The organism is Patulibacter ginsengiterrae, from assembly GCF_056269115.1.
On the sequence record NZ_JBWDOG010000012.1, the window covers coordinates 60,434 to 83,604 of the forward strand.

Consider the following 23,171-nt stretch of genomic DNA (forward strand, 5'->3'; position numbering starts at 1 on the left):
GGCGCCGTTCACCGCAGCGGCGGCTTGAACAGCCGCACGTTGCGGTCCCGCGCGGTCCCGCCGTTGCCGCCCGGCCGGCCGCCCTGCGCGTCGAGGTAGGCCAGCTCACGGGCGCGGTCGGCGAGCGGATCCGGGGCGGTGTCGAGCTTCCAGGTCTCGAGCACCGCGCCGCCGCCGGCGGTCGCCCGGACCCGCAGCGCGCGTCCCTGCTGCGGCCAGTCGGCGAGCGCGGTCGTGGTCAGGCTCCAGTAGCCGCCGGCCGGGGTCGGCACCGGCGCGATCCGGTCGCGGTGGGTGTCGCCGCCGATCGTGGCCAGGACCCGGGGGGCACGGGCCAGCCGCGCCCGGATCGCGCGCCCGTTGGCGGTCCGGGCGAGCGGGTCGTGGAAGCCGACCAGGATCCAGCGGGAGCCGGCGGTGGTCAGCGCCCGATCGAGGAACGCCTGCTGGGCGGGATCGACCGCGCCGACGTCGGCCCCGCCGCGGGGGACGTCGTCGAGCAGGACCACCCGCACCCCGGAGCCGAGATCGCGGACGCTGTCGGCCCGCCCGTCGCGGTCGTCGGCGAGGCCGGCGGCGTGCAGACGGGCGACGACCGCCCGGGCGTCGAGCAGCCGCCGCGACGGGTCGGCGCGGACCGGCGCGGTGGTGCCGGGGAGGCGGCCGGACGCCAGCAGCCGGTGGACCGCCGCCTGGGCCGCGGCCCCCTCGCGCGGGATCGTGCGGGCGAAGGCGGGATCGGGGGCGACCAGCCGCCGGCCGCCGATCGCGACCGCCTGGAGGGCCGGGGTCGCGAGCACCTCGCCGCCGACCAGCAGGTCGTGGTTGCCGGGCACGACCGCGACCGGCCCCGGCAGACCGGGGGCGACGAACGGCCGCGCGGCGCGCTCCAGCAGCCCCGGAACGCGCGGGGGATCGACGTCGGGCCGGTAGTAGAACGGGTCGGGGTTGCTCGCGCCCTGGAGCAGGCGAGCGTCGAATGGCCGCACCCGGCCGCCGCGCAGGACCGCGATCGCGGCGTCGAGCTCGTTCTGCTGGTCGTTGTCGGCGAGGTCGCCGGTGACCACGGTCAGGTCGGGCCGCAGCGCGGCGACCGAGCGGGTGGCCGCAGCCAGCACCGCCAGCGTCAGCGGCTCCTGGGGCCGGAAGACGGGGGTGAAGGGTGGGCCGAGCCGGTCGAGGAACGGGATCCGCGCGGGGGAGGCGGTGTCGCGCACGTGGCTGTCGGTCAGCTGGGCGACGGTCGCCAACGTCGTGCCCGGGGCCGGCGCCCGACCGCCGCCGAGCAGCTCGGTGCGGTCGCGCAGCGGGGCCGCGGGGCCCCGCGTCAGGATGCCGCTGCCGGTCGGATCGCCGATCGTGGCGACGAGCGTCGACCCGCTCCCGGAGGCCGTCGCGGAACCGGAGTCGCCGTCCCCGCGCCCGACGAGGACCCCGACGGCCAACGTGACCAGCGCCAGCAGCGTGAGCGCTCCGGCCCGGCAGCGGACGTTGCGGGCGCGTCGGTCGCCCGCGGGAGTCCTGTGGTCCAGCGCGTCCGGGATCGCGCCGGGTACCACGCGCTCGTGACCGTTGCGCACCCGTCAGCCCTCCCGCAGCCCGTCGACCGGCGGCTCGGCCACCACGCGCCGCGCGACCCAGGCCGCAGCCAGGGCCGCGAAGGCCGCGAAGCCGACCGAGACCGCGAGCACCGCGCCGGTCGAAGCGGCGGTGTCGAGCTCGGCGTAGCCGGCGGCGAGCCCGGAGACCAGCGGCGCGAAGACGAGCCGCTCGACCACGATCGCCAGCAGCGCCCCGGGCACCGCCAGCACCAGCCCGGCCCCGAGCAGGACCGCGACGACCGTGCCGGTGCCCGCTCCCTGGGCCCGCAGCAGCGCCAGCGTCGGCCGGCGTTCGCGGGCGGTCAGGGCGAGGGCCTGGATCAGCGCGTAGAGGCAGACCAGCGCGTCGAGCGCGGCGACCACCTGGAGCACGGTCGCGAGCGTGCCGAGGAAGGCCCGGTTGCTGGTCGTCGCCCCGCCGACCGCGGTCGGCGGGGCCCCGATCTCCGCCAGCCGCTGGCCGACCCGGTCGCGGTCGCCGGCGTCGTCGAGCCGCACGGCGACGTCCGAGGGCAGGCCCGGAGCCGCCGCCAGCAGCCGCTCCGGCCGCGTGTAGGCAACGCGCCCGTCGGCCTCCAGCGCCCGGACGGTGCCGACGACCCGGAAGCGAGCCTCGCCGCCGCTCGGGAGCTGGACGGCGAGCGTGCCGCCGACCCCGATCCCGAGCGCGGTCGCGAGGCCGGTCCCGATCTCGGCCTCGTCCGGCGCCCGGACCCGCCGGCCGGCGTCGAGAGGCGGATCGACGAAGGTCGCCGGGTCGCCGGCGAAGGCGGTGATCGAGACCGGCTCGCCGAGCGCGAACGAGTCCGCGGCCCGGACCTTGTACCGCCGCGCGGCCGCCGCGACCCCCGGCACCGCCTGGACGGCGGCGACCCCACCGGCGGGCTCGCCGACGGTCAGCTGGTAGCGGGTGCCGACGGCGCTCGGGTCGCTGCGCAGCGCGGTCAGCAGCGAGGCGAGCCCGAGCATCAGCAGGATCACCGCGCCGGACGCGGTCAGGACCGTGATCGTCGCGGCGGCGCGACCCGGCCGGGCCAGCGAGAGCCGGGCGCCGAGGCCGACGAAGCCTGCCCGCGGCGACCGGCGGCGAACGCCCCGGCGGCCGCCGCGGCGACGGACGAGCCCGCCCCCGCGCAGCAGCGCGACCGGCGAGCGTCCGGCGGCCCGCCAGGCCGGCCACCCCGCGGCGGTGGCGGCGATCAGCGCGAGCAGCAGCACGAGCCCGACCAGCGGCAGCACCAGCGCGGCTCCCGGCGGCTGGCCGTTGAGGGCGGCGAGCAGGTCGCCGCTCGGGCCACGCACGACCAGCGCCCCGGCGGCGACCCCGATCCCGCCCGCGATCAGGCCGATCAGCCCCGCCGCCAGCGCCTGCTCTCCGGCCACCATCCCGCGGGGCACGCCGATCGCCCGTTGGACCCCGATCACCGGCAGCCGCCGCCCGACCTCCGACGCCGACTGCGCGACCAGCATCGTCGTCGCCGCGATCAGGGCCACCAACGAGAACGCGACCAGCAGCGCGACGACCACGCCCGCCGCCTGGTCGATCAGGACCCGGACGCCGGTGCGGGTGATGAAGCGCAGGTCCCCGATCCCGTAGGTCGTCGCCCGTGCCTGCTGCAGGGTCACGTCGGTGCGCGAGCGGTCGTGGGTCCAGACGAGCGCCTGGTTGACCCGCAGCGGCCGTCCGATCCGGCGGGCCAGGGCGGTCCCCGAGAGCGAGACCCGGGGTGCGCTCGCGAGCGGGAAGGCGACGTTGTCGGGTGCGACCGAGATCCCCACGATCGGCAGCGAGGGGCCGCCGCCGACCTCGATCCGGTCGCCGACGTCGAGCTCCCACTCGCGCGCCAGCCCCTGCTCGACCAGCACCTCGTCCGGCCCTTCGAGGTCGCGTCCGGCCACGATCGCGTAGCCGCGGCGGGCGTCGGTGTCGACCAACTGGACGGCGCCCTTGCCGCTGGTGCGGTCGCCCGCCCGCAACGGGACGTTGCCGATCTCGGTCCGCGGGGCGTAGGCGGCGACGTTCGGCAGCGCGAGGATCCGTTCGCGGATCTGCTCCGGCGGCTGCTCGGAGAAGCGCGCGACGATGTCGGGCAGGTCGGCCCGCGCCGCCGAGCGGTCGAAGCCGGTCGAGAGCCCGAGCGAGACGGTCAGCGCCGCGCCCGCCATCGCCCCGGCGACGAGCACGCCGAGCGCGGCGAGCAGGGTCCGGCGGCGTCCGCTCCGCAGCAGCGACGCGGCCCCGCGCAGCAGGGTCGCCACGACCGTCCCGGTCCGGCCGCCGCGGCTCACCGGACCGGCCGGGCTCGCCCTCGCGACCCGGTCCCGGATCACCGGCCCCGCCGATCGCTGGACCGGACCAGGGGCCGCCGGCCGCTCACGTGGGCCGCCGATCGCTCATGCGGCGACCAGCTGGCCGTCGCGGAGGGCCAGGACCCGGTCGGCGGTCGCGCTGGTCCGCGGCTCGTGCGTGACGACCACGACCGCGCGGTCGGCCGTCGCCGCCGCCCGCAGCAGCTCCAGCACGATCAGGCCGGACTGCTCGTCGAGGTTGCCGGTCGGCTCGTCGGCGAGCAGGACCGGGGGATCGAGGATCAGGGCGCGGGCGACGGCGAGCCGCTGCTGCTCGCCGCCCGACAGCTCGTGCGGGCGGCGGCGGGCGGCCTCGGTCAGCCCGAGCCGCTCGATCAGCGCCCGGCCGTGCGCGACCGCGCTGCGCGGGACGCCCGGCAGGCGGGCCGGGAGCAGCACGTTCTCCTCGCCGGTCAGCTCGGGCACGAGGTGGAAGAACTGGAAGACGAAGCCGATCCGCTGGCGGCGGAAGCGGCTCAGCTCGCGCTCGTGGCGACCGTCGATCCGCTCCCCGGCGACCTCGATCGTCCCCGCCTCGGGCCGGTCGAGCGCGCCGACGAGGTGCAGCAGCGTGCTCTTGCCGGTCCCGGACCGGCCGACGATCGCGACCACCTCGCCGGCGGCAACGTCGAGGTCGGTGCCGTCGAGGACCCGCCGCGCCGCACGGCCGACGCCGTAGGTCTTGACGAGTCCCCGCGCGACGATCATCGCCACGCACGCTAGGCGACGTATGTCGTGTAAGCGTCAGGTCGCCGGCGGGGCGGACGGATCGACGAGGGACGTCCGGCCAGCCGCTTCCGCGCGGCGCCCGGTTCGTGATGAACTGGGCCGCGGCCCGCAGTGGCGGGCTTCCATCCCCACCAGGAGGCAGCACCGTGCGCGCGACGCTCATGCACCAGGCCGGCGACGTCCGGATCGAGGAGGTCCCCGACCCGACGATCGTCGAGCCGACCGACGCGCTCGTGCGGGTCACCCACGCCTGCATCTGCGGCAGCGACCTCTGGCCGTACAAGCAGCTGGGGCCGGTCGAGGGCGGGCAGCGGATGGGCCACGAGTTCCTCGGCGTGATCGAGGACGTCGGCGCCGAGGTGCAGCGGCTGAAGCGCGGCGACGTCGTGATCGCTCCGTTCGTCGTCTCCGACGGCACCTGCGAGTTCTGCCAGGAGGGGCTCCAGACCTCCTGCCGCAACGGGGCGATGTGGGGCGGACCGGGGATCGACGGCGGCCAGGGCGAGGCGGTCCGGGTGCCGCAGGCCGACGGGACCCTGTTCGCGCTGCCGTTCGCGGCCGACGAGGCGCTGATGCCGTCGCTGCTGACGCTCTCCGACGTCTTCGGCACCGGCCACCACGCGGCGGTCTCGGCCCGGGTCCGGCCCGGCCACACCGTCGCGGTGATCGGCGACGGCGCCGTCGGCCTCTGCGGCGTGATGGCCGCCAAGCGGCTGGGCGCGGAGCAGATCGTGCTGCTCGGGCGGCACCAGGACCGGACCGACCTGGGCCGCGAGTTCGGGGCCACCGACGTCGTCGCCGAGCGCGGCAAGGAGGGGGTCCAGCGGGTCCGCGAGCTGACCGGCGACGGCGCGCACTCGGTGCTGGAGTGCGTCGGGACGGAGGACTCGGCGCGGATGGCGGTCTCGCTCGCCCGTCCCGGCGGCACCGTGGGCCGGGTCGGGGTGCCGCAGGAGGCGTCGATCCCCAGCAGCCGCAACGCCTTCATGCGCAACGTGACGATCAGCGGCGGCGTCGCCCCGGTCCGTGCCTACATCGAGGAGCTGCTGCCCGACGTCCTCGAGGGGCGGCTCGAGCCGGGCCGGGTGCTCGACCGGACCGTCGATCTCGACGGCGTCCCGGACGGCTACCGCGCGATGAACGACCGCGAGGCGATCAAGGTGATGATCCGGCCGTAGGTCTGGAGGCCGGCTGAGGCCGGCTGAGGCCGGCGGAGGTCGGCTGAGGCTCGAGGCCGGCCGAGGCCCGCCGGGGCCAGGCGCAGGGGTTCCGAGGCCTGTCGGGACCCGCGCCGTGGGGACAGAGCCCGACGAGACCGGGCCGTCACCGGGCGGGGCGCAACGGGCGGCGACGTGGGCCAGGACGGCTGCGTGCCGCCCGCCGGTGTCGAGGACCCAGCCCGCTGGAGATCGCCCTCGAAACGACGAAACCCCCGCGGTGGCGGGGGTTCCGTTGAGGCGGAGCGAGGGGGATTCGAACCCCCGAGGGAGCTATCAACCCCCAACTCGCTTAGCAGGCGAGCGCCTTAAGCCTCTCGGCCATCGCTCCGTGAGCGGCGAGTCTAGCGAGCCGCGCGCAGGTCCGAGGTGCCGCCTGTCCCGGGCATCGACCGGACGTCCGGACGCGGTGTGTCCCGAACGCGCTTCGAGCAGCGTCCGAGCGCCGCGAAACGGCTCAGCCCTGAGGGACGACGGCGAGCGCGACGACGAGGAAGTGGGCCAGCGCGGCGACGATCACCAGCGCGTGGAAGATCTCGTGGTAGCCGAAGATCCGGGGCAGCGGATCGGGCTTCTTGGTCGCGTAGATGACCGCGCCGGCGGTGTAGAGGATGCCGCCGCCGATCAGGCCGACGGCGGGCCAGGGGCCGAGGTCGCCGACGAGCTTCGGGAAGATCGCCATCCCGGCCCAGCCCATGCCGACGTAGATCGCGGCGCTCAGCCACTTCGGCGCGCCGATCCAGAGCAGCTTGATCGTGATCCCGATCCCGGCCATGCCCCAGGCGACGCTGAGCACGATCGTGCGCCAGCTGCCGTCAAGCACGAGCGCGGCGATCGGGGTGACGGTCCCGGCGACCATCACGAAGATCATCGAGTGGTCGAGCCGCCGCATCCACTGGCGGGCGCTGGGCTTCGTCCAGTTGACGCGGTGGTAGATCGCGCTGACCGTGAACAGGCCGACGATCGAGACCGCGTAGATCGCGCAGGCGAGCCGGGCGTTGCCGGTCGGGGCGGAGGCGATCAGGTAGCCGCCCGCGAGCGCGGCGACCAAGGCGGCCCACTGGTGGAGCACGCCGCGGAGCCGCGGTTTGAGCGCAGGGATCGGGGCCACCAGGGAGGAGGTCGATGCGCCGTTGCTCACAGGCGCATGGTACGCCTTCAGACGATCAGTGACCACCTGTTCACCGAGGAGCCACGCGCGGGACCGACGGAGCCGGGCGAACGCCGCCCCTGCGGAACGGATCCCGCCGGTCGCTACGCTCGATGGAGTCCCCGCGACGCGAAGGCTCCCACGATGCTGTTCCGCCAGAACCCCCCTGCCCTGCTCGACCCGAGCGAGACCCTGCCCGGCCGCGACAGCCTGATGCCGATCGACGGCGTCCACCCGGTGCTCGCGCGGCCGATCGTTCCGCCGTTCCCGGAGGGCAGCCAGCACGCCTTCGTCGGGATGGGCTGCTTCTGGGGCGCCGAGCGCGGCTTCTGGCAGACCCCGGGCGTGCTCGTGACCGCCGTCGGCTACCAGGGCGGCGAGACCCCGAATCCGACCTACGGCGAGGTCTGCAGCGGTCAGACGAACCACACCGAGGCCGTGCTCGTCGTATGGGATCCCGCCCACCCGAGCGCGATCGACTTCGAGGCGATCCTGCGGATCTTCTGGGAGGGCCACGACCCGACCCAGGGGATGCGCCAGGGCAACGACGTCGGCACCCAGTACCGGTCGGCGATCTACACGACCAGCGACGAGCAGCTGGCGCAGGCGGAGATGTCGCGCGTCAACTACCAGCGGTCGCTGAGCGCGGCCGGGCACGGCGAGATCACGACCGAGATCCGCCCCGCCAGCGACGGCCCCGGCGTCTTCGGCGGCGCCCTGGTCGGCGGCACGATCCCGTTCTTCTACGCCGAGCCGGACCACCAGGCGTACCTGCACAAGGTCCCCAACGGCTACTGCGGCCACGGCGAGACCGGCGTCAGCTGCCCGATCGGGCTGGTCAGCGCGGGGTAGGCGGCGGCCCCGGGTCTTCGTCGCTCGTCAGCTCGGCGATGTCGGCGAGGTCCTTGGGGCGCGCGCTCGCGCGTTGGTAGGCGGGCTGGACGGGGTCGGGCGGGCGGCGGTGCCGAGTGGCGGGGCCGGCGGACGGTAGGTGGTCGTTTCTCCACCGTGGGGGTGGAGAACACATCGCGAAGCACGGCGAGCTACGCCGCCCAGACAGCGTCGTCGTTTCTCCACCGTGGAGGTGGCGAACACATCGCGAAGCGGGGAAGGTACGTCGGCGGCAGTCGAACAGGCACCTTGGTGCGTGTCGGCTCGCCCCGTCCTCCCAACCCAGCCCGCCCCGCCCCGCCGGCCCGCCCCGGCCCGCCGCCCCGCCCCGCCGACCCGACCCGGTCAGGCCCGACGACGAAGGACCGCCCCTAGCGTCTCGGTGACGAAGCGCCCTTCGTCGGCGGTGACCTGACGGTAGGTGAAGGCGAGGAACGTCCAGCCAGCAGCGACCAGGCGCGCCCGGCGCTCGTGATCGGCCTCCCACTGCGTTCGGCCGGCGTGGAACCGGCGACCGTCCAGCTCGACGGCTACGCCGTGATCGGGGAACAGCGCATCGACCTCGATGCCCTGGACCGTGCTGTTCATGATCGGCAGTGGCAGGCCATGGCGGGCGCAGACGCCGGGAAAGGCCTCCTCCAGGGCGCTTCTGATGCGGGGCGGGGTGGTCCAGCGAGCGAGCGTGGCGGAGAGCGGGCGGGTGCCGCGGTGGCGGCGATGCCGCTCGAGCAACGGCTCGATCGCGCGCAGGTCGAACAGCCCGAGCGTCTCGGCCTGGCCGATCGCGCGGCGGAGCTGGCCCGCGGAGACCACCGACGCCAGGTCGAGCAGGGTGCGGGCGACGCTGGTCACCGCGATTCCCTGGTGGACGGTGATCTCGTTGGGGTCGAGGTCGGGGTGACGGTGGATCGTCACGCCGGCGCGGAGGCAACGGCTGTCACGTGGGAGGACGGTCTCGATCGTTGCGGCCGAAGACGGGCGGAGAGACCAGAGGGCGGCGGCGGATCGGTAGCCGAGGCCGGCACCGGGACCGCAGGCCAGGACGGCGGCCGACCAGAGTCCGAGTGCCGAGAGACGAGGGTGCCCGACGGCGAACACCCCGCGATGCACCCGGTGCAGCCGACCGGTACGCAACCCGCCGTCGATCTGACGATCGGACAGCCCGAGCGTCTGGAGCTGCCGCCGCGATACGGCGCCGTGCTGCCGGGTCGCGAGTGGCGCGACGCCGGACCAGGCCGATGTCGTGGATGGGGTCCGGGCGGGTTCGTGGTGGGTGGGGACCCCGGCGTCGAGCTGGGCCGTGGCGCTCGAACGTGGCATGACGACAGCCTGTCGAAGAAGACGTGCCCGGTGGCGCACCAAGAGTGCCGATGCTGCACCGACTTCGTGTCGAAGACGGTTGGGTGGCGAGGGAGCGGGGCCGGAGGTGGCGGCAACGGGGGGCGGTGACGGAGCGGGGCCGGAGGTGGCGAGACGGGGCATGACGGAAGCGGGGACGAGGCAGGCGTTGCTTCGCGATGTGTTTGCCACCGTAGAGGTGGACAACACGTCGAGCACGAGGCGAACCGGCTGCCGCGTGCGCGCGGCCACGTTGTGCGATGTGTTTGCGACCTCGGAGGTGGAGAACACATCGCGGACCCCGGGCGGACCACGCGACCCGCCGCCTCCGTGTCACCGCCGCGTCTTGCTTCCGCTCCTCGCCCCCCGGCCCTTGTTCTGCCCGCCCCGGCCTCGTGTTCTGCGCTCGCCTGGCCCTGCGCTCGCCCCGGCCCCCCGGCCCCGGCCAACACGCACCGAACTCCGCATGCGGTCCCAACCCCGCGCCCGCGCCCGGCCCCCCGCGCCCGGCCCCCCGCGCCCGGCCCCCGCGCGGCAGGCCAACCCCTCCCTCAGGCCACCGCGGCCGTGCCCTGCCGCAGGGTCGAGCCGTCGCGGGCCTTCTCGACCACCAGCTGGACCGGGACCCGCTGCTTCAGCTCGGGCACGTGCGAGACGATCCCGACCGCGCGGCCGCCGTCGCGGAGGTTGTCGAGCACGCCCAGGACCTCGTCGAGGGTCTGCTCGTCGAGCGAGCCGAAGCCCTCGTCGATGAACAGGGTGCCGAGGTCGAGCCCGCCAGCCTCGGCGCTGACCGTCTCCGCCAGGCCGAGCGCCAGCGACAGCGAGGCGAAGAACGACTCGCCGCCGGAGAGGGTGGTGGTGTCGCGCTCCTCGCCGGTCCAGCCGTCGTGCACGCGCAGGCCGAGGCCGGCGTTGCCCTTGCCGCGGCCGCTGGCCGCCTCCTCGTGCAGGACCAGCCGGTAGCGCCCGGCCGACATCTCCAGCAGGTGGACGGTCGCCGCGGCGGCGACCTGCTCCAGGCGGGCGGCGAGCACCCACGACGAGAGCTGGATCTTGCGGCGGTTGCCGGCCCCGCCCCGGGCCAGCTCGGAGAGCTCGCGGGCACGGTCGGCGGCGGCCGAGAGCGGACCGAGCGCGTCGAGCGCGGCGAGCAGGGCGTCGCGCTGGCCCTCCAGGGCGGCGACGCAGGCGGCGGCCGCGGCGGCCTCGGTCGTGGCCCGCGTGGCGGCCTCCCGGACGACGCCGTGGGCGGCGGTCGCCCCGTCGACGTCGGCCGCCGGATCGAGCGCGACGGTCGCGATCTCCGGCTGCGCGAGGACGGCCCGGGCGCCGGCCTCGGACTCGTCGAAGGCGGCGACCTTGCGTTCGATCTCCTGCGCTCGGGCGGGGGTGACGACCGCGCCGATCGCGTCCTCGGCGGTCCCGAAGCTGCTGTCGGCGAGCGCCGCGCGCAGCTGCTCCGCGGCCTGTTCGGCGGCCTGGCGGGCGTCGGCGTCCTTGGTCAGCGCCGTGGCCGCGCCGTCGAGCCGCTTCTCGGCGTCGCGCAGCTGGTAGATCCGGGCAGCGACGGTCGGCGCGTCGCCGCGGGCCTCGCCGATCCGGTCGCGGACCTGGGCCAGCTCCGTCTGCCGGGCGGCCAGCTCCGCGCTCGACTTGGCGTGCGCGTTCCCGGCCTCGCTGGCGGCGGTGCGGGCGGCCGTGATCCGGCCCTCGAGCCCCGTGATCCGCTGGCGCAGCTCGTCCAGCGCCCGCGCCTCGGCCTCGGCCTCGGCGACCTGCTGACGGGCCTGGTCGCGGGCGGCGGCGAGCGCGCCGGTCGGCTGCTCGCCCGCGGTGGCGCGGGCGGCGGCGAGGGAGCGGTCGAGCTCGGCGACGGCGGCCTCGGCTCGCTCGCGCAGCGCGGCGGCGGCTCGCTCGGCCTCCGCCGCACCCGCGACGTCCTCGGCCGTGACCGGCGGCGCCTCGCTGTGGGCGGGGGCGGGGTGGGTGGTCGACCCGCAGACCGCACACGGTGCGTCGGCCACGAGCGTGGCGGCGAGCTCGGCCGCGTAGCCGTCGAGTCGCCGCTGGGTCAGCGCCTGGACGCCGTCGCGGGCGGCCTGGTGGGCGTCGATCGCGGTTCGGGCGGCGTCGCGGGCGGCGGTCAGGCGCTCGGCCAACCGGTCGCGCTCGGCACCGGCGGCCAGCGCCGCCTCGGCCCGGTTCAGGGTCTCGCCGAGCGACGCCGACGCACCGGCTCGGTGGAGGCGCTGGTCACGCTCGGCGGTCGCCGTCCGCAGCTCGTCCTCGCCGGTCGCGATCGCGGCCGTGGCCGTCGCGGCCTGCCGCTGGTGCTCGGCCGCGGCCTGCTCCTGCCGCGCCAGCTCGCGCTCGCGTCCGGCCAGGCCCTCCTCGAGCTGGCGGACGTCCTCGAGGCCGGCGGCCTGCTCGCCGTAGCCGCGCGAGGTGGAGGCCCAGCGGCTCGGGTCCGCGAGCAGCGCGGGCTGCTCCAGCTGCTCGACGTAGCGGCGGGCCTTGCCGAGCTCGGTCGCCGCGTCCTCGGCGGCGGCACGGGCGGCCCGGTCGCTGCTCAGGTAGGGGATCAGCGGCGCGGCGGTGCGGTGCGCGGCCAGCTCGGCGGCGAGCCGGTCGCGGCCCTGGCGGTGCTCCTCGACCTTGCGCAGGTCGGCCTCGGCGGCGCGTCGACGGGCCTGGCGGTCGGCGAGCTCCCGGGCCTCGCGCAGGCTGGCCTCGGCCGCGTGCAGCTGGCTCTCGGCGGTGCTCCGGCGGGCGTCGGCCTCGGCCTGGAGCTGCGCCGTCCGGGCGCGTTCGGCGGCGATCCACGCGCGGACCTCGTCGATCGTCGCGCCGGGGGAGCCATCGAGCCGGGGGACCTCGTCCGTCGCGGACCAGGCCCCGGCGGCGCCGGCGAGCCCCCGGTCGGCGTCGATCTGGGCCTGCTGGACGGCGTTCTTCGCGTCACGCGCGCGGTCCTGGAGCCAGAGCTCGATCTTCGAGAAGCGGCCGGCGTCGAACAGCCGCTCCAACACCTGCTGGCGGGCCTTGGCGTCGGCGCGGAGGAAGGTCGCGAACGCGCCCTGGGGCAGCATCACCACCTGCAGGAACTGCTCGGCGGTCATCCCCAGCAGCGGGTCGAGCTCGCGGCGGACCTCGGGCACCTTCGAGGCGACCGCTCGCCACGAGCCGTCGGCGTCGCGCAGCTCGAGCGTGGCCGAGGCGATCTCGTCGACGAGCGCCCCGTCGCGACCGCCACGCTTCGGCGGCCGGGTGTGGGCGGGCACCCGGGCGACCCGGATCCGTCGCCCCCCGACGGTCGCCTCGAGCACGACCCGCGGCTGCGCGTCGGGCTCGCGGTGGTCGCTGGCGAGCCGGTTCGCGTCGTCGCGAGCCCCGGCGACCTCGCCGAAGAGCGCGAAGCAGACGGCGTCGAGCACGCTGGTCTTGCCGGCGCCGGTCGGGCCGGAGAGCAGGAACAGCCCCGAGTCGGCGAGCGCGTCGAAGTCGACCTCTTCGTGGCCGGCGAAGGGGCCGAAGGCGTCGATCTCCAGGCGGTGGAGGCGCATCTCAGCGGGCCCCCGGATCGCGGGTCACGTACTCGACGGCCTCGCGCAGGAGTGGCGTCTCGTCGTCGGCGGCGGCGAGCCCACGGACGTCCTCGACGAACCGCTCGAGGACCTCGAGGTCGGTCCGGCCCTGGACCCGGGCGGCGGCGATCGTGGCCGGGGCGAGCTCGCCGTCGGGCTCGTGCTGGAGCACCAGGACGAGCGGGAACCGCCGCCGCAGCCGCTCCATCGGGCGGGCCGGCAGGCGGGCGTCGGTGAGGGTCACCTCGAGCCAGTGGTCCTCGCGCTCGTGCTCGGTCAGCGCGTCGTCGGCCAGCAGCTCGTCGAGCGTGCCCCGCAGGCGGACGAGCCGGAACGGGACGGGCACCGGCACGGTGCGGACGCTGACCGCACCGTCGCCGTCGAGGTCGACGATCGCGGTCGTCTTCTCGGCGTCGGCCTCGGTGAACGAGTAGGGCAGCGGCGAACCGGCGTAGCGAACGGTCGAGGGGCCGTCGGCCGGCGGGGTCGGGCCGGCTGCGATCGGGGCCTCCCGGGCGAGCACCGCGACGGCACCGGCGGGTTCGTCGGATCCGATCGGCCCGTCGGATGCGATCGTCCCGACGGATCCGATCGACCCGGCGGCGGAGGCCGGCGCGAGGTCGAACAGCGACGGCGCGTCGTCGTCCTCGAACAGGCTGACCTGCGGCACCGCGTCGCGGGCGTCGGCGTCGGTTCCGTCGTCGAGGCGATCGCGGAGCAGCTCGTCCGCGTCGTCCGCGTCCGTTGCGGTCGCCTTGCCCGTGCCGTCGCTCGCCGCCGCCTCGCCGGCGCCGACGACGTGCGGGCGGTGGAGGTGGCCGAGCGCGGTGTAGGCGATCCCGTCGAACAGCCGCGGCGGGACGGTCTGGGCGCCACCGATCGAGATGTCGCGCTCGGACTCGGACGCTTCTCCGCCCTGGACGAACGCGTGGGCGACGACGACCGCTCGCGGCGCCCGTCCGTCGGCGCCGGTTCGCCCGCTGAGGTCGGCGCGGACGCGCGCCATCGCGGCCCCGAGCACCGCCTCGTGCGAGCGCTCCTCGACGCCGAGCGGGCCGCGGGCCAGATCGGGGTCGAGGTAGGGCAGGCCGTAGAACGCGACCGGACCGTCGGCGTCCTCCAGCAGCACCGGCTCGTGACAGCGGGCCGGGTCCGTCCGCAGGTGCACGCCGCCGGCGGCGATCAGGTCGGCCGCGAAGCCGAGCCGCTGGGCCGAGTCGTGGTTGCCGCTGATCGCGATCACCGGTGCGACCTCGGCCAGCCGCCGCAGCGCCTCGCCCGCGAGCTGGACCGCTTCGACCGGCGGCAGCGCGCGGTCGAAGACGTCGCCGGCGAGCACGATCGCGTCGACCTGCTCGGCGCGCGCGAGGGCCACCAGGTGGTCGATCACGGCCGCCTGCGCGTCCAGCAGCGGGACTCGATGGAGCAGACGCCCCAGGTGCCAATCGGCGGTGTGCAACAGACGCATCCGGTCATCGACGGTACGCATCGGATCGGATGGCGGGCGGCCCGCCCCCGGCCGGCCGCCGTTACGGGACATTGGTCACACTCCGCGACCGTCGTGCGCGCCGGTTGGCCGTGCCCCGCTCGGGATCCGCTGCGCCGCTCGCGGGAGCCCACCCCGGCGTGCCGGCCCCAGGTTGCGACCGTCGGTCCGATTCGCCTACGATCGCGCGATCGTCACCCCCGCGGACAACGACCACGACAGCGCCGAAGCACCGCGGGAGCCACACCCGTTGGACGCGTTGCCGGGAGTCGTCCGGATCGCCACCAGCAGCGGACTACGAGCCGCGGCCTGGGGCGCCGGAAGCTCGCTGAAGACCGGGGTCAAGGTCGCCCGTCGGCTGCCGTTCGGCGGGCTCGCGGTCCGCGCCGTCGAGGAGGCCGCCGGCCAGGCTCGCCGCGGCGCCCGTCAGCTGCTCGGCGTCGAGGACGTCGAGGAGAAGCTCCGGCGGCTGGTCCCCGAGCAGACGGGGGACGGGCGGCGCCCCGGCGATCCGGCCGCACGCCCCGTCGAGCCCGACCTGACCGCGGTGCTCCAGGAACGCGGCGCGGGGCTGCTCGCCCAGGCCGCCGACGTCCGGTTCGAGGAGGAGACGCATCCGGCCTACCTGCGGATCCTCGACGAGCTGAGCCCCGACGAGGCCCGGATCCTGCGGCTGCTCACGACCAAGGGGCCGCAGCCCGCGGTCGACGTCCGCACCGGCCGGCCGCTGCGGATCGGCTCGGAGCTGGTGGCGGCGGGGCTGACCGTGCTCGGCGCCGAGGCCGGCTGTCGCTACGGCGAGCGGGTCCCGGCCTACCTCAACAACCTCTTCCGGCTCGGCCTGATCTGGTTCTCGCACGAGGAGCTGCACGACCTCCGCGGCTACCAGGTGCTCGAGGCCCAGCCGGAGATCAAGGAGGCTCGGGCCCGCGCCGGTCGCGCGGCCCGGGTCATCCGCCGGAGCATCGTGCTGACGCCGTTCGGCGAGGACTTCTGCCGGGTCTGCCTGCCGCTCGGCGACGTCATCGCGCGGCCGCCGGCACGCCGCGTGAACGACCGATGAGCCCCCTGACCCTGGTCGCGAGCATCCACGTGCTCGGACTGGAGCTGCACCTCCAGGAGCTGATCAGCGTCCCGCTGTTCATGGGCGCGATCGGCTACATCACGAACTGGTCCGCGGTCTGGATGCTGTTCTACCCGCTCGAGTTCAAGGGCATGAAGATCCCGGGGCTGTGGTTCTTCGTGCGGCTCGCGCCGCGCAAGGTCCAGCAGATCCCGGGGGTGATGCACGGCGGGGTGGGGTGGCAGGGGATCATCCCCTCGCGGGCGGCGAAGATGGGCTCGATCGCGGTCGACAAGGGGATCGCCAAGCTCGGCAGCCCGGCCGAGTTCTACCGCCAGCTGGAGCCGGAGAAGATCGCCGAGCACATGATCGCCTCGGTCCAGGACGAGCTGCGCGGGATCGTCGAGCGGATCATGGAGCGCGAGCACCCGCGGCTCTGGCATGACCTGCCGCCGCAGGTCCGCGAGGCGGTCCACGGGCGCGTCCGCAGCCAGCTGCCGGAGATCGTCCACGACGTCACCGAGCAGATCGGCGAGCACATCGACCAGCTGCTCGACGTCAAGCTGATGGTGATCCGGCACCTCGAGGCGAACCCCGAGCTGGCCAACCGGATCTTCCGCGACGTCGGCCGGAAGGAGCTGCGGTTCATGGTGAACTTCGGCTTCTTCTTCGCCTTCCTGCTCGGCTTCCCGGTGGTCCTGATCACCGCCGCGATCCCGTACTGGTTCGTGCTGCCGGTGATGGGCACGTTCGTCGGCTGGGCCACCAACCTGGTCGGGATCTGGATGATCTTCGAGCCGATCGAGGAGCGGCGGATCTTCGGGATCAAGTTCCAGGGGCTGTTCCTGAGGCGGCAGAACGAAGCGGCCGACATCTACTCGAAGGTGATCTCGGAGAACGTCCTGACCCTGGCCAACATCGGCGACGAGCTGCTCCACGGACCGAGCTCGGACCGGACCCGGCTGATGCTCGAGAACGCGCTGCGGCCCGCCGTCGACCGGGCGACCGGCCCGGCTCGCTCGGCGGTCCGGCTGCTGATGGGCGGGCAGAGCTACGACACGATCCGTGACTCGGTGGCGCTGGAGGCGGTCCAGTACACGATGACCCCGCTCTCGGACCCGGAGTTCAACCGCGTCCAGGGCGAGCGGATCCGGATCCTCGTCCGCGACCGGCTGCGGGAGATGTCGCCGGCGGACTTCGTCGAGATGCTGCGGACGGCGATGAAGGAGGACGAGTGGCTGCTCTTCCTCCATGGGGCCGTGCTCGGCTTCGGGGCGGGGCTGCTGCACCTGGCGATCTTCGGCTAGTCCGGCGTGCGAGGATCCGGGCCCCGTGCCGGCCGAGGCTCCGAACGCGTTCGTCGTACACGCGATGCACGGTCTGGATTCCCACCGGACCGATACGGTCACGTTCGCGTCGGGACGGTGGGGACGGTGTGGTCGCCAACCGGTCGTTCGTCCGTTGGTGTTCCGTTGAACCGGCCGAAGCCGTACGCTTTCCCGGTTCACCACGGTGCGTGTCGTGGAAGCCGATCCGTCACGTCAGTGACCGCCGTGCCGGGGAGAGACAGCCCCGCAGGCACACCCCGGAGGGGTGGCAGAGTGGACGAATGCGCCAGTCTTGAAAACTGGAGACCGGTAACCCCGGTCCGCGGGTTCGAATCCCGCCCCCTCCGCTGTTCTCGAGGTCGCCGACGAGCCTCGCCCGTCGCCGCTCAGCGCGGGCGGTCAGCGACCAGCGTGGAGACGATGATCGCGCCGGACGTGAGCATCGCCAGCGCTGCCGCGCTGCGGGGCACCGCGCGGGTCTTCCAGGCGTGGGCGAAGACGAGTTGGTCGACCGCCTGGACGGGAAGGAACAGGCTCCGCGCACCCTCGTTCGCCCGCAGCGCGCTGACGCCCGTCACGAGGTTGCGGACGGCGAACAGCCGCCACCCGAAGGCGCCCGCTCCGGTCAGCTCCCGGCGATCGACGCCGTAGAGGCGCAGGAGCGCGCGCGGCGAGACGAACGCCAGTCCGCCGACGGCCAGGGCGATCGCGGCGGGGGCGTGGGCGACGACGTTGCGTCTACGGTCGGCGGGCATCGCTCGAGGGTACTCGCGGCTACCCGGAGTGCCACTCCCGCTGCATCCGGCGGAAGGAGGGAAAGAGGGAGGCTTGCTCGTAGTCGAGGTGGGCGCGGAGGTGGCCCTCGAGGGTGGCCAGCGCTTGGCGGGTGCGTTCGATCGTCGCGGGGCGCGGTCGAGGGCGGCGGCCGCCACGAGGTGGAGGCAGTGCGGCTCGCAGTTGGTCTTCCGCCGCCAGAGCGCGTCAGCGGTGGGCGCGCGCCGAGCGGCCCGTCGCCCGCTTGCCCGTTCGTGGGGCGCGGGCGACGGGGCGGTGGTCCTCAGCAGGGCGTGCTCAGGAACGCCAGCGCACGGTTGATCGCCGGGACGTTGTTGACGATCCCGTGATCCACGCCCTGGCCGGTGATGTAGTAGGGAGCCCAGCCGGGCGCGCCCTTGTGCATCGCCCCTTCGCCGCGAGCGCCCTCGCCGAAGAAGGTGTCGCGATCGCCGACCTGGTCGTAGTAGCAGATGCTGTCGACGTGGTCGCGGCCGTCCTCGCCGTTGGTCGTGCCGGGCAGCGCGTCACGCCAGTAGGCCTGGCTGATCAGGTCGGAGAAGTAGAAGCCTCCGGCCGGCATCACGCCCACGTAGAAGAGGTTGATCCGGCCGGTCCCGACCGGCCGCTCACCGATGAACGGGAACCAGACGTAGGTGTGGATGTCGACGATCGGGCGGATCAGCCCGGCGAGGCTGACCTGGTGCCGGACGCGCGGAGCGAGCCCGTGCAGCGTCGCGTAGTTGGCGACCTGGCCGCCCTCGGAGAAGCCGATCAGGTCGACCTTGCCGGGGATGCCCTTCTCGGTCATCAGCTGGCCGAGGCCGTTGGCCGAGGCGGCGAGGGCCCCGAGCCCGACGCTGCCGCCGACCAGTGGCTCCGAGTAGCGGTAGACCCACACGCACGGCTTCGGTGCGCTGTTGATCGTGTAGCCGACGACGGCGTTGGTCCGCGAGATGTCCTCGGTGCTGTCACCGCCGCCGGCGATGAAGCCGGGGAGGTAGATCACGTGCTGGACGCCGGGGCGGTTGCACTGCTGGGCGTTGACGCTGGTCATCCAGTCGCCGCGGGCCTGCTCCAGCGTCGGCGGTGAGGCGCTCGCGCTCGCGGGCAAGGCGACGCTGAGGCTGATGAGGGCGGCGCCGGCGATCAGTGCGCGGCGCAGGCGTTCGGTACGAGACATGTCCTGCTCCTTCTTCGGGAACCTGGCTGCGGCTCGAACGGAACTTCCCGGGGCGCCGCAATGTACAGCTCTGTACACTAGGGCGAACGGGTCGGCGCCGTCAACCGGGCTGGCGTCGACCCGTGTCTCTCGCGAGGCCCGTAGTCGCTGACGTGGGGGCGTCGGCGGCTCGGGGCCGCGATATGTACGTCGTTGTACGGACGCCGTGGTACGGCGTCGTCGTGTGGACGCTCGAGGCGCCGAGGGCGGCCGATGCGGATTGTGGTTCGCATAGGCCTCAAATCCGCATCAGTCGGGTCGGAGTCGGCAGCTGATGCGGATTGTGGTTCGCATAGGCCTCAAATCCGCATCAGTCGCTCTGGGCTTCCGCCGCCCCGCGCCCCGGCCTTCGGGCCCCGCGCGCCGACCGCCGCGGTGAGGGGGTGGCTACCGCGCGCCGAGCGCGGCCATCAGCGACTCGAGCTGGCCGATCACCCGGTCGACGGGGTAGGCCTCCGGGTCGCGCAGGTGCAGGCGCGCGCCCTCGCGGATCATCGCCTGGAGCATCCGGGCGGCGATCTCGCCGTCGAGCGCGTCGAGTCCGTGGCTGCGGAGGCCGCGCGTGACCACCGGCTGCAGCATCCGGACGACCAGCTCGCGCCCGGACTCGAGGCGGGCGGCGAAGGCCGGCGGCAGGCCCTCCGGGGCCATGAAGATCATCCGCCACATGTCGGGATCGTTGGCCAGCTCGGAGAAGAGGCCGCGGAGGGCGTCGACCAGCAGCTGGTCGACGTCGACGCCGGAGAGCGAGGTGTTGCGGATCGCGGCCGCGGGGATCAGGCCGGCGACCCGCTGGACCGCCCGTCGCTCGCTGCGGGCGATCAGGGCGTCGATCATCGCGTCGAGCGATTCGAACTGGGCGTAGACCACGGTGCGGGCGACGCCGGCCTCGCGGGCGACGCGGTCGATCGAGACCGCGTGCGCGCCCTCGGTGGCGACGACGTGCAGGAGGCTGTCGAGCAGCTGCTCGCGTCGTTCGGCGCCGGGCATCCGCTGTCGGGGAGGGGGCATCACCGGCAGACTCTGTCAGCAGTGGGAGCGATTCCGTCGCGGGACGGCCGATCGGGCCAGATGTGGATGGTGTATGCATAGGTGTACGACTTACGCGTAGTCTGCGCGCATGATCCGTACTCTCCTTCGCGCCGCGCTCCTCGCCGGCCTCGCCTCGGCCGCGGCCGCCGCGCCAGCCAACGCCCTGGTCATCGGCGAACTTCGCGTCCGAGGTCCAGCGGGGGCCAACGACGAGTTCGTCGAGCTGGTCAACGAGAGCGACGCTCCGGTGACGGTAAGCACGTCGGACGGCTCGCCGGGCTGGGCGGTTGCGACGGCGGGCGGCGTCGTGCGCTTCGTCGTACCCAACGGCACGACGATCCCGCCGCTGGGGCACTACCTCGGCGTCAACGCGGGCGGGTTCCCGCCCGCCCTCGCCACCGCCGACACGACCTGGGCGGCGGACATCCCGGACAACGCCGGCGTCGCCCTGTTCCGGACCGCGACCCCGGCGAACTTCGGCCTCGCGACCCGGCTCGACGCGATCGGCTCGACCTCCGAGGTCAACACGCTCTACCGCGAGGGAGCCGGCTATCCGGCGCTGGTCCCGTTCTCGATCGACTACTCCTTCGGGCGCGACCTGCGCACGGGAGGCCTCCCGCGGGACACGGGCAACAACGGGGCCGACGTCGTCTTCGTGGACGCCAACGGCACCAGCGCGGGGGCGGGGCAGCGTCTGGGGGTGCCCAGTCCGCAGGGCACCACCACCCCGTACGGGAAGCACACCCGGAACCTGGAGATCACGCCGATCGATTCCTCCGCCGGCCCCGGAGAAGTGCCGAACCTGGTCTACGACCTGACGTCGATCCCGGCCCAGAACGCAACCTTCGGCCGGTTGTACCTCCGTCGCTACGTGCGCAACCTGACGACCGACCCGATCCACACCCTCCAGTTCCAGGTCGCCGATCTCTCGACCTTCCCGTCCCCCTCGGGGACCGCGGACCTGCGCCCGTCGTCGGCCCCGGACGCGGTGGTCGCGACCTCGGGCGGGGGCGTGAGCGTGGTCGGCGCCCAGCTCAAGCAGCCGCCGGCGCAGATCAACGGCGGCGGAATCGGCTCGATCCTGCGGGTCCCGCTCGCGCAGCCGCTGGCCCCGGGCGGGCGGGTCGCGGTGCAGTTCCTGGCGGGCGTCCAGCAGACCGGCGGCTGGCGGCTGTGCCTCAACGCGGCGGGCCTCCCCGCGGCCGGGGTGACGCTCTCCGCCGTCGGTGCCGTGGGCGCCGGGACGGCACCGACCGCGCAGTGCTCCGAGGTGCCGGAGCCGCAGCCGCCGGTGCCCGGGGGCGGGTCGACCCCGGATCCGCCGGCCGGCCCCGCCGGTCCCGCCGGCCCGGGCGTCCCGGTCCCGCCGGTCACCCCGACCGTCACCCCGATCCGGACCGCGCCGAGAGTCGGGCTGGCGCTCACCCGCGGGTCGACGGCGCGAAGGATCTCGGTCGTCCTCACGTGCCCGGCCGGCCTGCCGGGCACCTGCCGAGGGACCCTGCGCGCGAGCGGCAAGGCCGGCAAGCGCCGGCTGAAGCTCGGCAGCGCCGGCTTCACGGTCGCCTCCGGGCGCTCGCGGACCCTGGTCCTGCGGCCGTCGTCGAAGGCACGGAAGGCGCTCGCCCGGAAGAAGCGGGCGCGGATCACGCTGACCGCGGTCACCCTCGGCGACGCCGGCGGTTCGCGCACGACGACCGCCGCCGTGCGCCTGCGCCGCTGAACGACGTCCGGACGGCGCCGATGATGGCGTCGTCCGGTTCGGTGGCCCCGGACGACTCGCCCACAGGCAGGCCGGTGGGCGACCGGGGTCAGACGACCTCGGTCGCCGTCCCGTCTGCGATTCGGGCGACCAGCGCGGCCCGCAGCAGCTTGCCGCGCGGGTTGCGGGGCAGCGCGTCGACGGTGAAGACCCGTCGCGGCCGGCTCGGCTGGGGCAGCCGGTCGCGGACGTGCCCGCGGACGGCGGCACGGTCCGGGAGCGTCCCGTTCGCGGGCACCAGCACGGCGACGGGGATCGCGCCCCAGCGCTCGTCGGGCAGGCCGACGCAGGCGACCTCGGCGACCCCGGGCAGGTCGCTGAGGGCGTGCTCGACCTCGCCCGGCTCGACGTTGAGTCCACCGCTGACGATCGTGTCGCTGCGACGGCCGGCGATCGAGAGCCGCTCGTCGTGGAGCGTGCCGAGATCGCCGACCGTCGTCCAGCCCTCGGCGTCGGGACCACCGGACGGGCCGTCCACGGTCAGGTAGCCGGAGAAGAGCATGTCGCTGCGGACGTGGATCTCGCCCTGCTCGCCGTCGGCCAGCGGGGTCCCGTCCTCGGGATCGCGGATCTCGATCTCGACGCCCGCGAACGCCCGCCCGACGTCGCCCGAGGCCGTCTCCCCGGGACGAGCCCGGTCGAGTGCGACGAAGCTCAGCTCGGAGGCGCCGTAGAAGTGGCAGAGCGTCGCGGCGGGCAGCAGCCGCGCGAGCCGCTCGCGCGCGGCGGCGGGCCAGGCGGCGGACGACGAGAGCACCTCGCGGAGGCCCGGGCGCGGGATCCCGCCGAGCGTCTCCACCAGCGAGACCGCGAGCGTCGGGACCAGGTAGACGTGGGTCGGCGAGGCGGCCTCCACCGACGAGGCGGTGCCGCCGAACGCGGCCCCGAGCGGCCGCAGGTCGGCCGTCGCCCCACGGGTCAGGGCGTGCAGCGCGCCGTAGAGGAAGTGGGTGTGGTCGAGCGGCCCCGGCAGCGAGACCACGTCGTTCGGTCCGACGGCGAAGGCGGCGTCGGAGCGGTCGAGCGTCGCCGCCCACGAGCCCTGGTCGCGGACGAACAGCTTCGGCAGGCCGCTGGTCCCCGAGGTCAGCCCGACCAGCAGCTCGTCGCTCGCCGGCGGCAGCGGGTCGCCGTCGGTCGTGCCGTCGGAAACGGCGTCGGACACGCCGTCGGGACCGGCGGGGGCCGTGGCCTCCCCGGGCTCGGCGGTCGCGCGCGGTGCAGCGGCCGGCGCCTCTGGGGCCTCCCCGGGACCACGCTCGCCGTCGGCGACCAGCGCCTCCGGCGTCCGCAGCCGCTCGGCCGGGACCGCGGCGAGCACCCCCGGGCGTCGCTCGCCGCCGGCGACGACCAGCGCCGGGTCGGCGAGCGTCAGCACCGCGTCCAGCTGCGCGGCCGTCAGGTGCCGGTGCAGCAGCACGACGCTGGTGCCGGCGGCCATCGCCCCGAGCACCGTCGCCAGCGAGGCGGCGTCGGAGCGGGGGAGGAGCGCGATCCGGCGGTGCCCGGCGACCGCCCGCGCGACGGCGTCGGCCTGGGCCAGCAACGCGCCGTAGCTGGTCTCGCCGGGCACGTCCCGGACAGCGACCGCTTCCGGTCGGCGGGCGGCCTGGTTCGCGAAGCGGTCGGCGAGCAGCACCGG

16 protein-coding genes, 2 tRNA genes and 2 pseudogenes are annotated in these 23,171 nt (G+C 74.9%); 6 read left to right on the forward strand and 14 right to left on the reverse strand.

Features of this window, described 5'->3' with window-relative positions; translation table 11 throughout:
• Nucleotides 1–8 precede the first annotated feature (8 nt).
• From ACVUH9_RS15685 to ACVUH9_RS15695, 3 genes are all read right to left on the reverse strand, one after another.
• Nucleotides 9–1,580, reverse strand: a complete 1,572-nt coding sequence (locus tag ACVUH9_RS15685; protein WP_475758538.1) for a metallophosphoesterase family protein — start codon at nucleotides 1,578–1,580, stop codon at nucleotides 9–11.
• 3 nt (nucleotides 1,581–1,583) lie between these two features.
• A complete protein-coding gene (locus ACVUH9_RS15690) occupies nucleotides 1,584–3,890 on the reverse strand; it encodes an FtsX-like permease family protein (protein ID WP_475758540.1) in 2,307 nt (768 codons plus the stop codon).
• Between the two features lie 105 nt (nucleotides 3,891–3,995).
• Nucleotides 3,996–4,658 carry an ABC transporter ATP-binding protein gene (locus ACVUH9_RS15695; protein ID WP_475758542.1) on the reverse strand — a complete coding sequence of 221 codons (663 nt, stop codon included), beginning with the start codon at nucleotides 4,656–4,658 and terminating at the stop codon, nucleotides 3,996–3,998.
• 167 nt (nucleotides 4,659–4,825) lie between these two features.
• On the opposite strand from ACVUH9_RS15695, the gene ACVUH9_RS15700 reads away from it, so the two are divergent.
• On the forward strand, nucleotides 4,826–5,857 hold the full coding sequence (locus ACVUH9_RS15700) for a zinc-dependent alcohol dehydrogenase family protein (protein WP_475758544.1): 1,032 nt from the start codon (nucleotides 4,826–4,828) through the stop codon (nucleotides 5,855–5,857).
• Between the two features lie 280 nt (nucleotides 5,858–6,137).
• Here the strand turns inward: ACVUH9_RS15700 and ACVUH9_RS15705 are convergent.
• Nucleotides 6,138–6,227, reverse strand: a tRNA-Ser gene (locus ACVUH9_RS15705).
• A gap of 126 nt (nucleotides 6,228–6,353) precedes the next feature.
• Nucleotides 6,354–7,037, reverse strand: coding sequence for a PAQR family membrane homeostasis protein TrhA (gene trhA / locus ACVUH9_RS15710; RefSeq protein ID WP_475758546.1), 684 nt, complete (start codon nucleotides 7,035–7,037; stop codon nucleotides 6,354–6,356).
• Nucleotides 7,038–7,190: 153 nt separating this feature from the next.
• Here trhA and msrA point away from each other — a divergent pair, with 153 nt between their 5' ends.
• Nucleotides 7,191–7,898 carry a peptide-methionine (S)-S-oxide reductase MsrA gene (msrA, locus tag ACVUH9_RS15715; protein WP_475758548.1) on the forward strand — a complete coding sequence of 236 codons (708 nt, stop codon included), beginning with the start codon at nucleotides 7,191–7,193 and terminating at the stop codon, nucleotides 7,896–7,898.
• A gap of 384 nt (nucleotides 7,899–8,282) precedes the next feature.
• Here msrA and ACVUH9_RS15720 read toward each other — a convergent pair whose 3' ends face one another.
• The 5 genes and pseudogenes from ACVUH9_RS15720 to ACVUH9_RS15740 form a co-directional block, all read right to left on the reverse strand.
• A complete protein-coding gene (locus ACVUH9_RS15720; protein ID WP_475758665.1) occupies nucleotides 8,283–8,852 on the reverse strand; it encodes a DUF559 domain-containing protein in 570 nt (189 codons plus the stop codon).
• A 183-nt stretch (nucleotides 8,853–9,035) separates the two neighbouring features.
• Nucleotides 9,036–9,419, reverse strand: a pseudogene (locus tag ACVUH9_RS15725) (type IV toxin-antitoxin system AbiEi family antitoxin domain-containing protein); the annotation flags it as partial.
• Between the two features lie 407 nt (nucleotides 9,420–9,826).
• A complete protein-coding gene (locus ACVUH9_RS15730) occupies nucleotides 9,827–12,841 on the reverse strand; it encodes an AAA family ATPase (RefSeq protein ID WP_475758550.1) in 3,015 nt (1,004 codons plus the stop codon).
• Nucleotide 12,842: 1 nt separating this feature from the next.
• On the reverse strand, nucleotides 12,843–13,532 hold the full coding sequence (locus ACVUH9_RS15735; protein WP_475758657.1) for an exonuclease SbcCD subunit D C-terminal domain-containing protein: 690 nt from the start codon (nucleotides 13,530–13,532) through the stop codon (nucleotides 12,843–12,845).
• A gap of 138 nt (nucleotides 13,533–13,670) precedes the next feature.
• A pseudogene (locus ACVUH9_RS15740) lies at nucleotides 13,671–14,330 on the reverse strand (metallophosphoesterase family protein); the annotation flags it as partial.
• Nucleotides 14,331–14,598: 268 nt separating this feature from the next.
• Here ACVUH9_RS15740 and ACVUH9_RS15745 point away from each other — a divergent pair.
• From ACVUH9_RS15745 to ACVUH9_RS15755, 3 genes are all read left to right on the forward strand, one after another.
• Nucleotides 14,599–15,411, forward strand: coding sequence for a DUF4393 domain-containing protein (locus ACVUH9_RS15745; protein WP_475758552.1), 813 nt, complete (start codon nucleotides 14,599–14,601; stop codon nucleotides 15,409–15,411).
• Nucleotides 15,408–16,718, forward strand: a complete 1,311-nt coding sequence (locus ACVUH9_RS15750) for a DUF445 domain-containing protein (RefSeq protein WP_475758554.1) — start codon at nucleotides 15,408–15,410, stop codon at nucleotides 16,716–16,718. Before ACVUH9_RS15745 ends, ACVUH9_RS15750 begins: the two co-directional genes overlap by 4 nt.
• 280 nt (nucleotides 16,719–16,998) lie before the next feature.
• Nucleotides 16,999–17,086: transfer RNA gene (locus ACVUH9_RS15755), tRNA-Ser, on the forward strand.
• Between the two features lie 39 nt (nucleotides 17,087–17,125).
• On the opposite strand, the gene ACVUH9_RS15760 is transcribed toward ACVUH9_RS15755, so the two are convergent.
• The 3 genes from ACVUH9_RS15760 to ACVUH9_RS15770 form a co-directional block, all read right to left on the reverse strand.
• Nucleotides 17,126–17,494 carry a hypothetical protein gene (locus ACVUH9_RS15760; protein WP_475758556.1) on the reverse strand — a complete coding sequence of 123 codons (369 nt, stop codon included), beginning with the start codon at nucleotides 17,492–17,494 and terminating at the stop codon, nucleotides 17,126–17,128.
• A gap of 302 nt (nucleotides 17,495–17,796) precedes the next feature.
• Complete coding sequence (locus ACVUH9_RS15765) at nucleotides 17,797–18,696, reverse strand: lipase family protein (protein ID WP_475758558.1); 900 nt, start codon at nucleotides 18,694–18,696, stop codon at nucleotides 17,797–17,799.
• A gap of 426 nt (nucleotides 18,697–19,122) precedes the next feature.
• On the reverse strand, nucleotides 19,123–19,746 hold the full coding sequence (locus ACVUH9_RS15770; protein WP_475758560.1) for a TetR/AcrR family transcriptional regulator: 624 nt from the start codon (nucleotides 19,744–19,746) through the stop codon (nucleotides 19,123–19,125).
• A gap of 109 nt (nucleotides 19,747–19,855) precedes the next feature.
• On the opposite strand from ACVUH9_RS15770, the gene ACVUH9_RS15775 reads away from it, so the two are divergent.
• Complete coding sequence (locus ACVUH9_RS15775) at nucleotides 19,856–21,490, forward strand: lamin tail domain-containing protein (protein ID WP_475758562.1); 1,635 nt, start codon at nucleotides 19,856–19,858, stop codon at nucleotides 21,488–21,490.
• An 88-nt stretch (nucleotides 21,491–21,578) separates the two neighbouring features.
• Here ACVUH9_RS15775 and ACVUH9_RS15780 read toward each other — a convergent pair whose 3' ends face one another.
• Entirely contained in the window at nucleotides 21,579–23,168 is a 1,590-nt protein-coding gene (locus ACVUH9_RS15780) for a class I adenylate-forming enzyme family protein (RefSeq protein WP_475758564.1), read from the reverse strand.
• Between the last annotated feature and the right edge of the window lie 3 nt (nucleotides 23,169–23,171).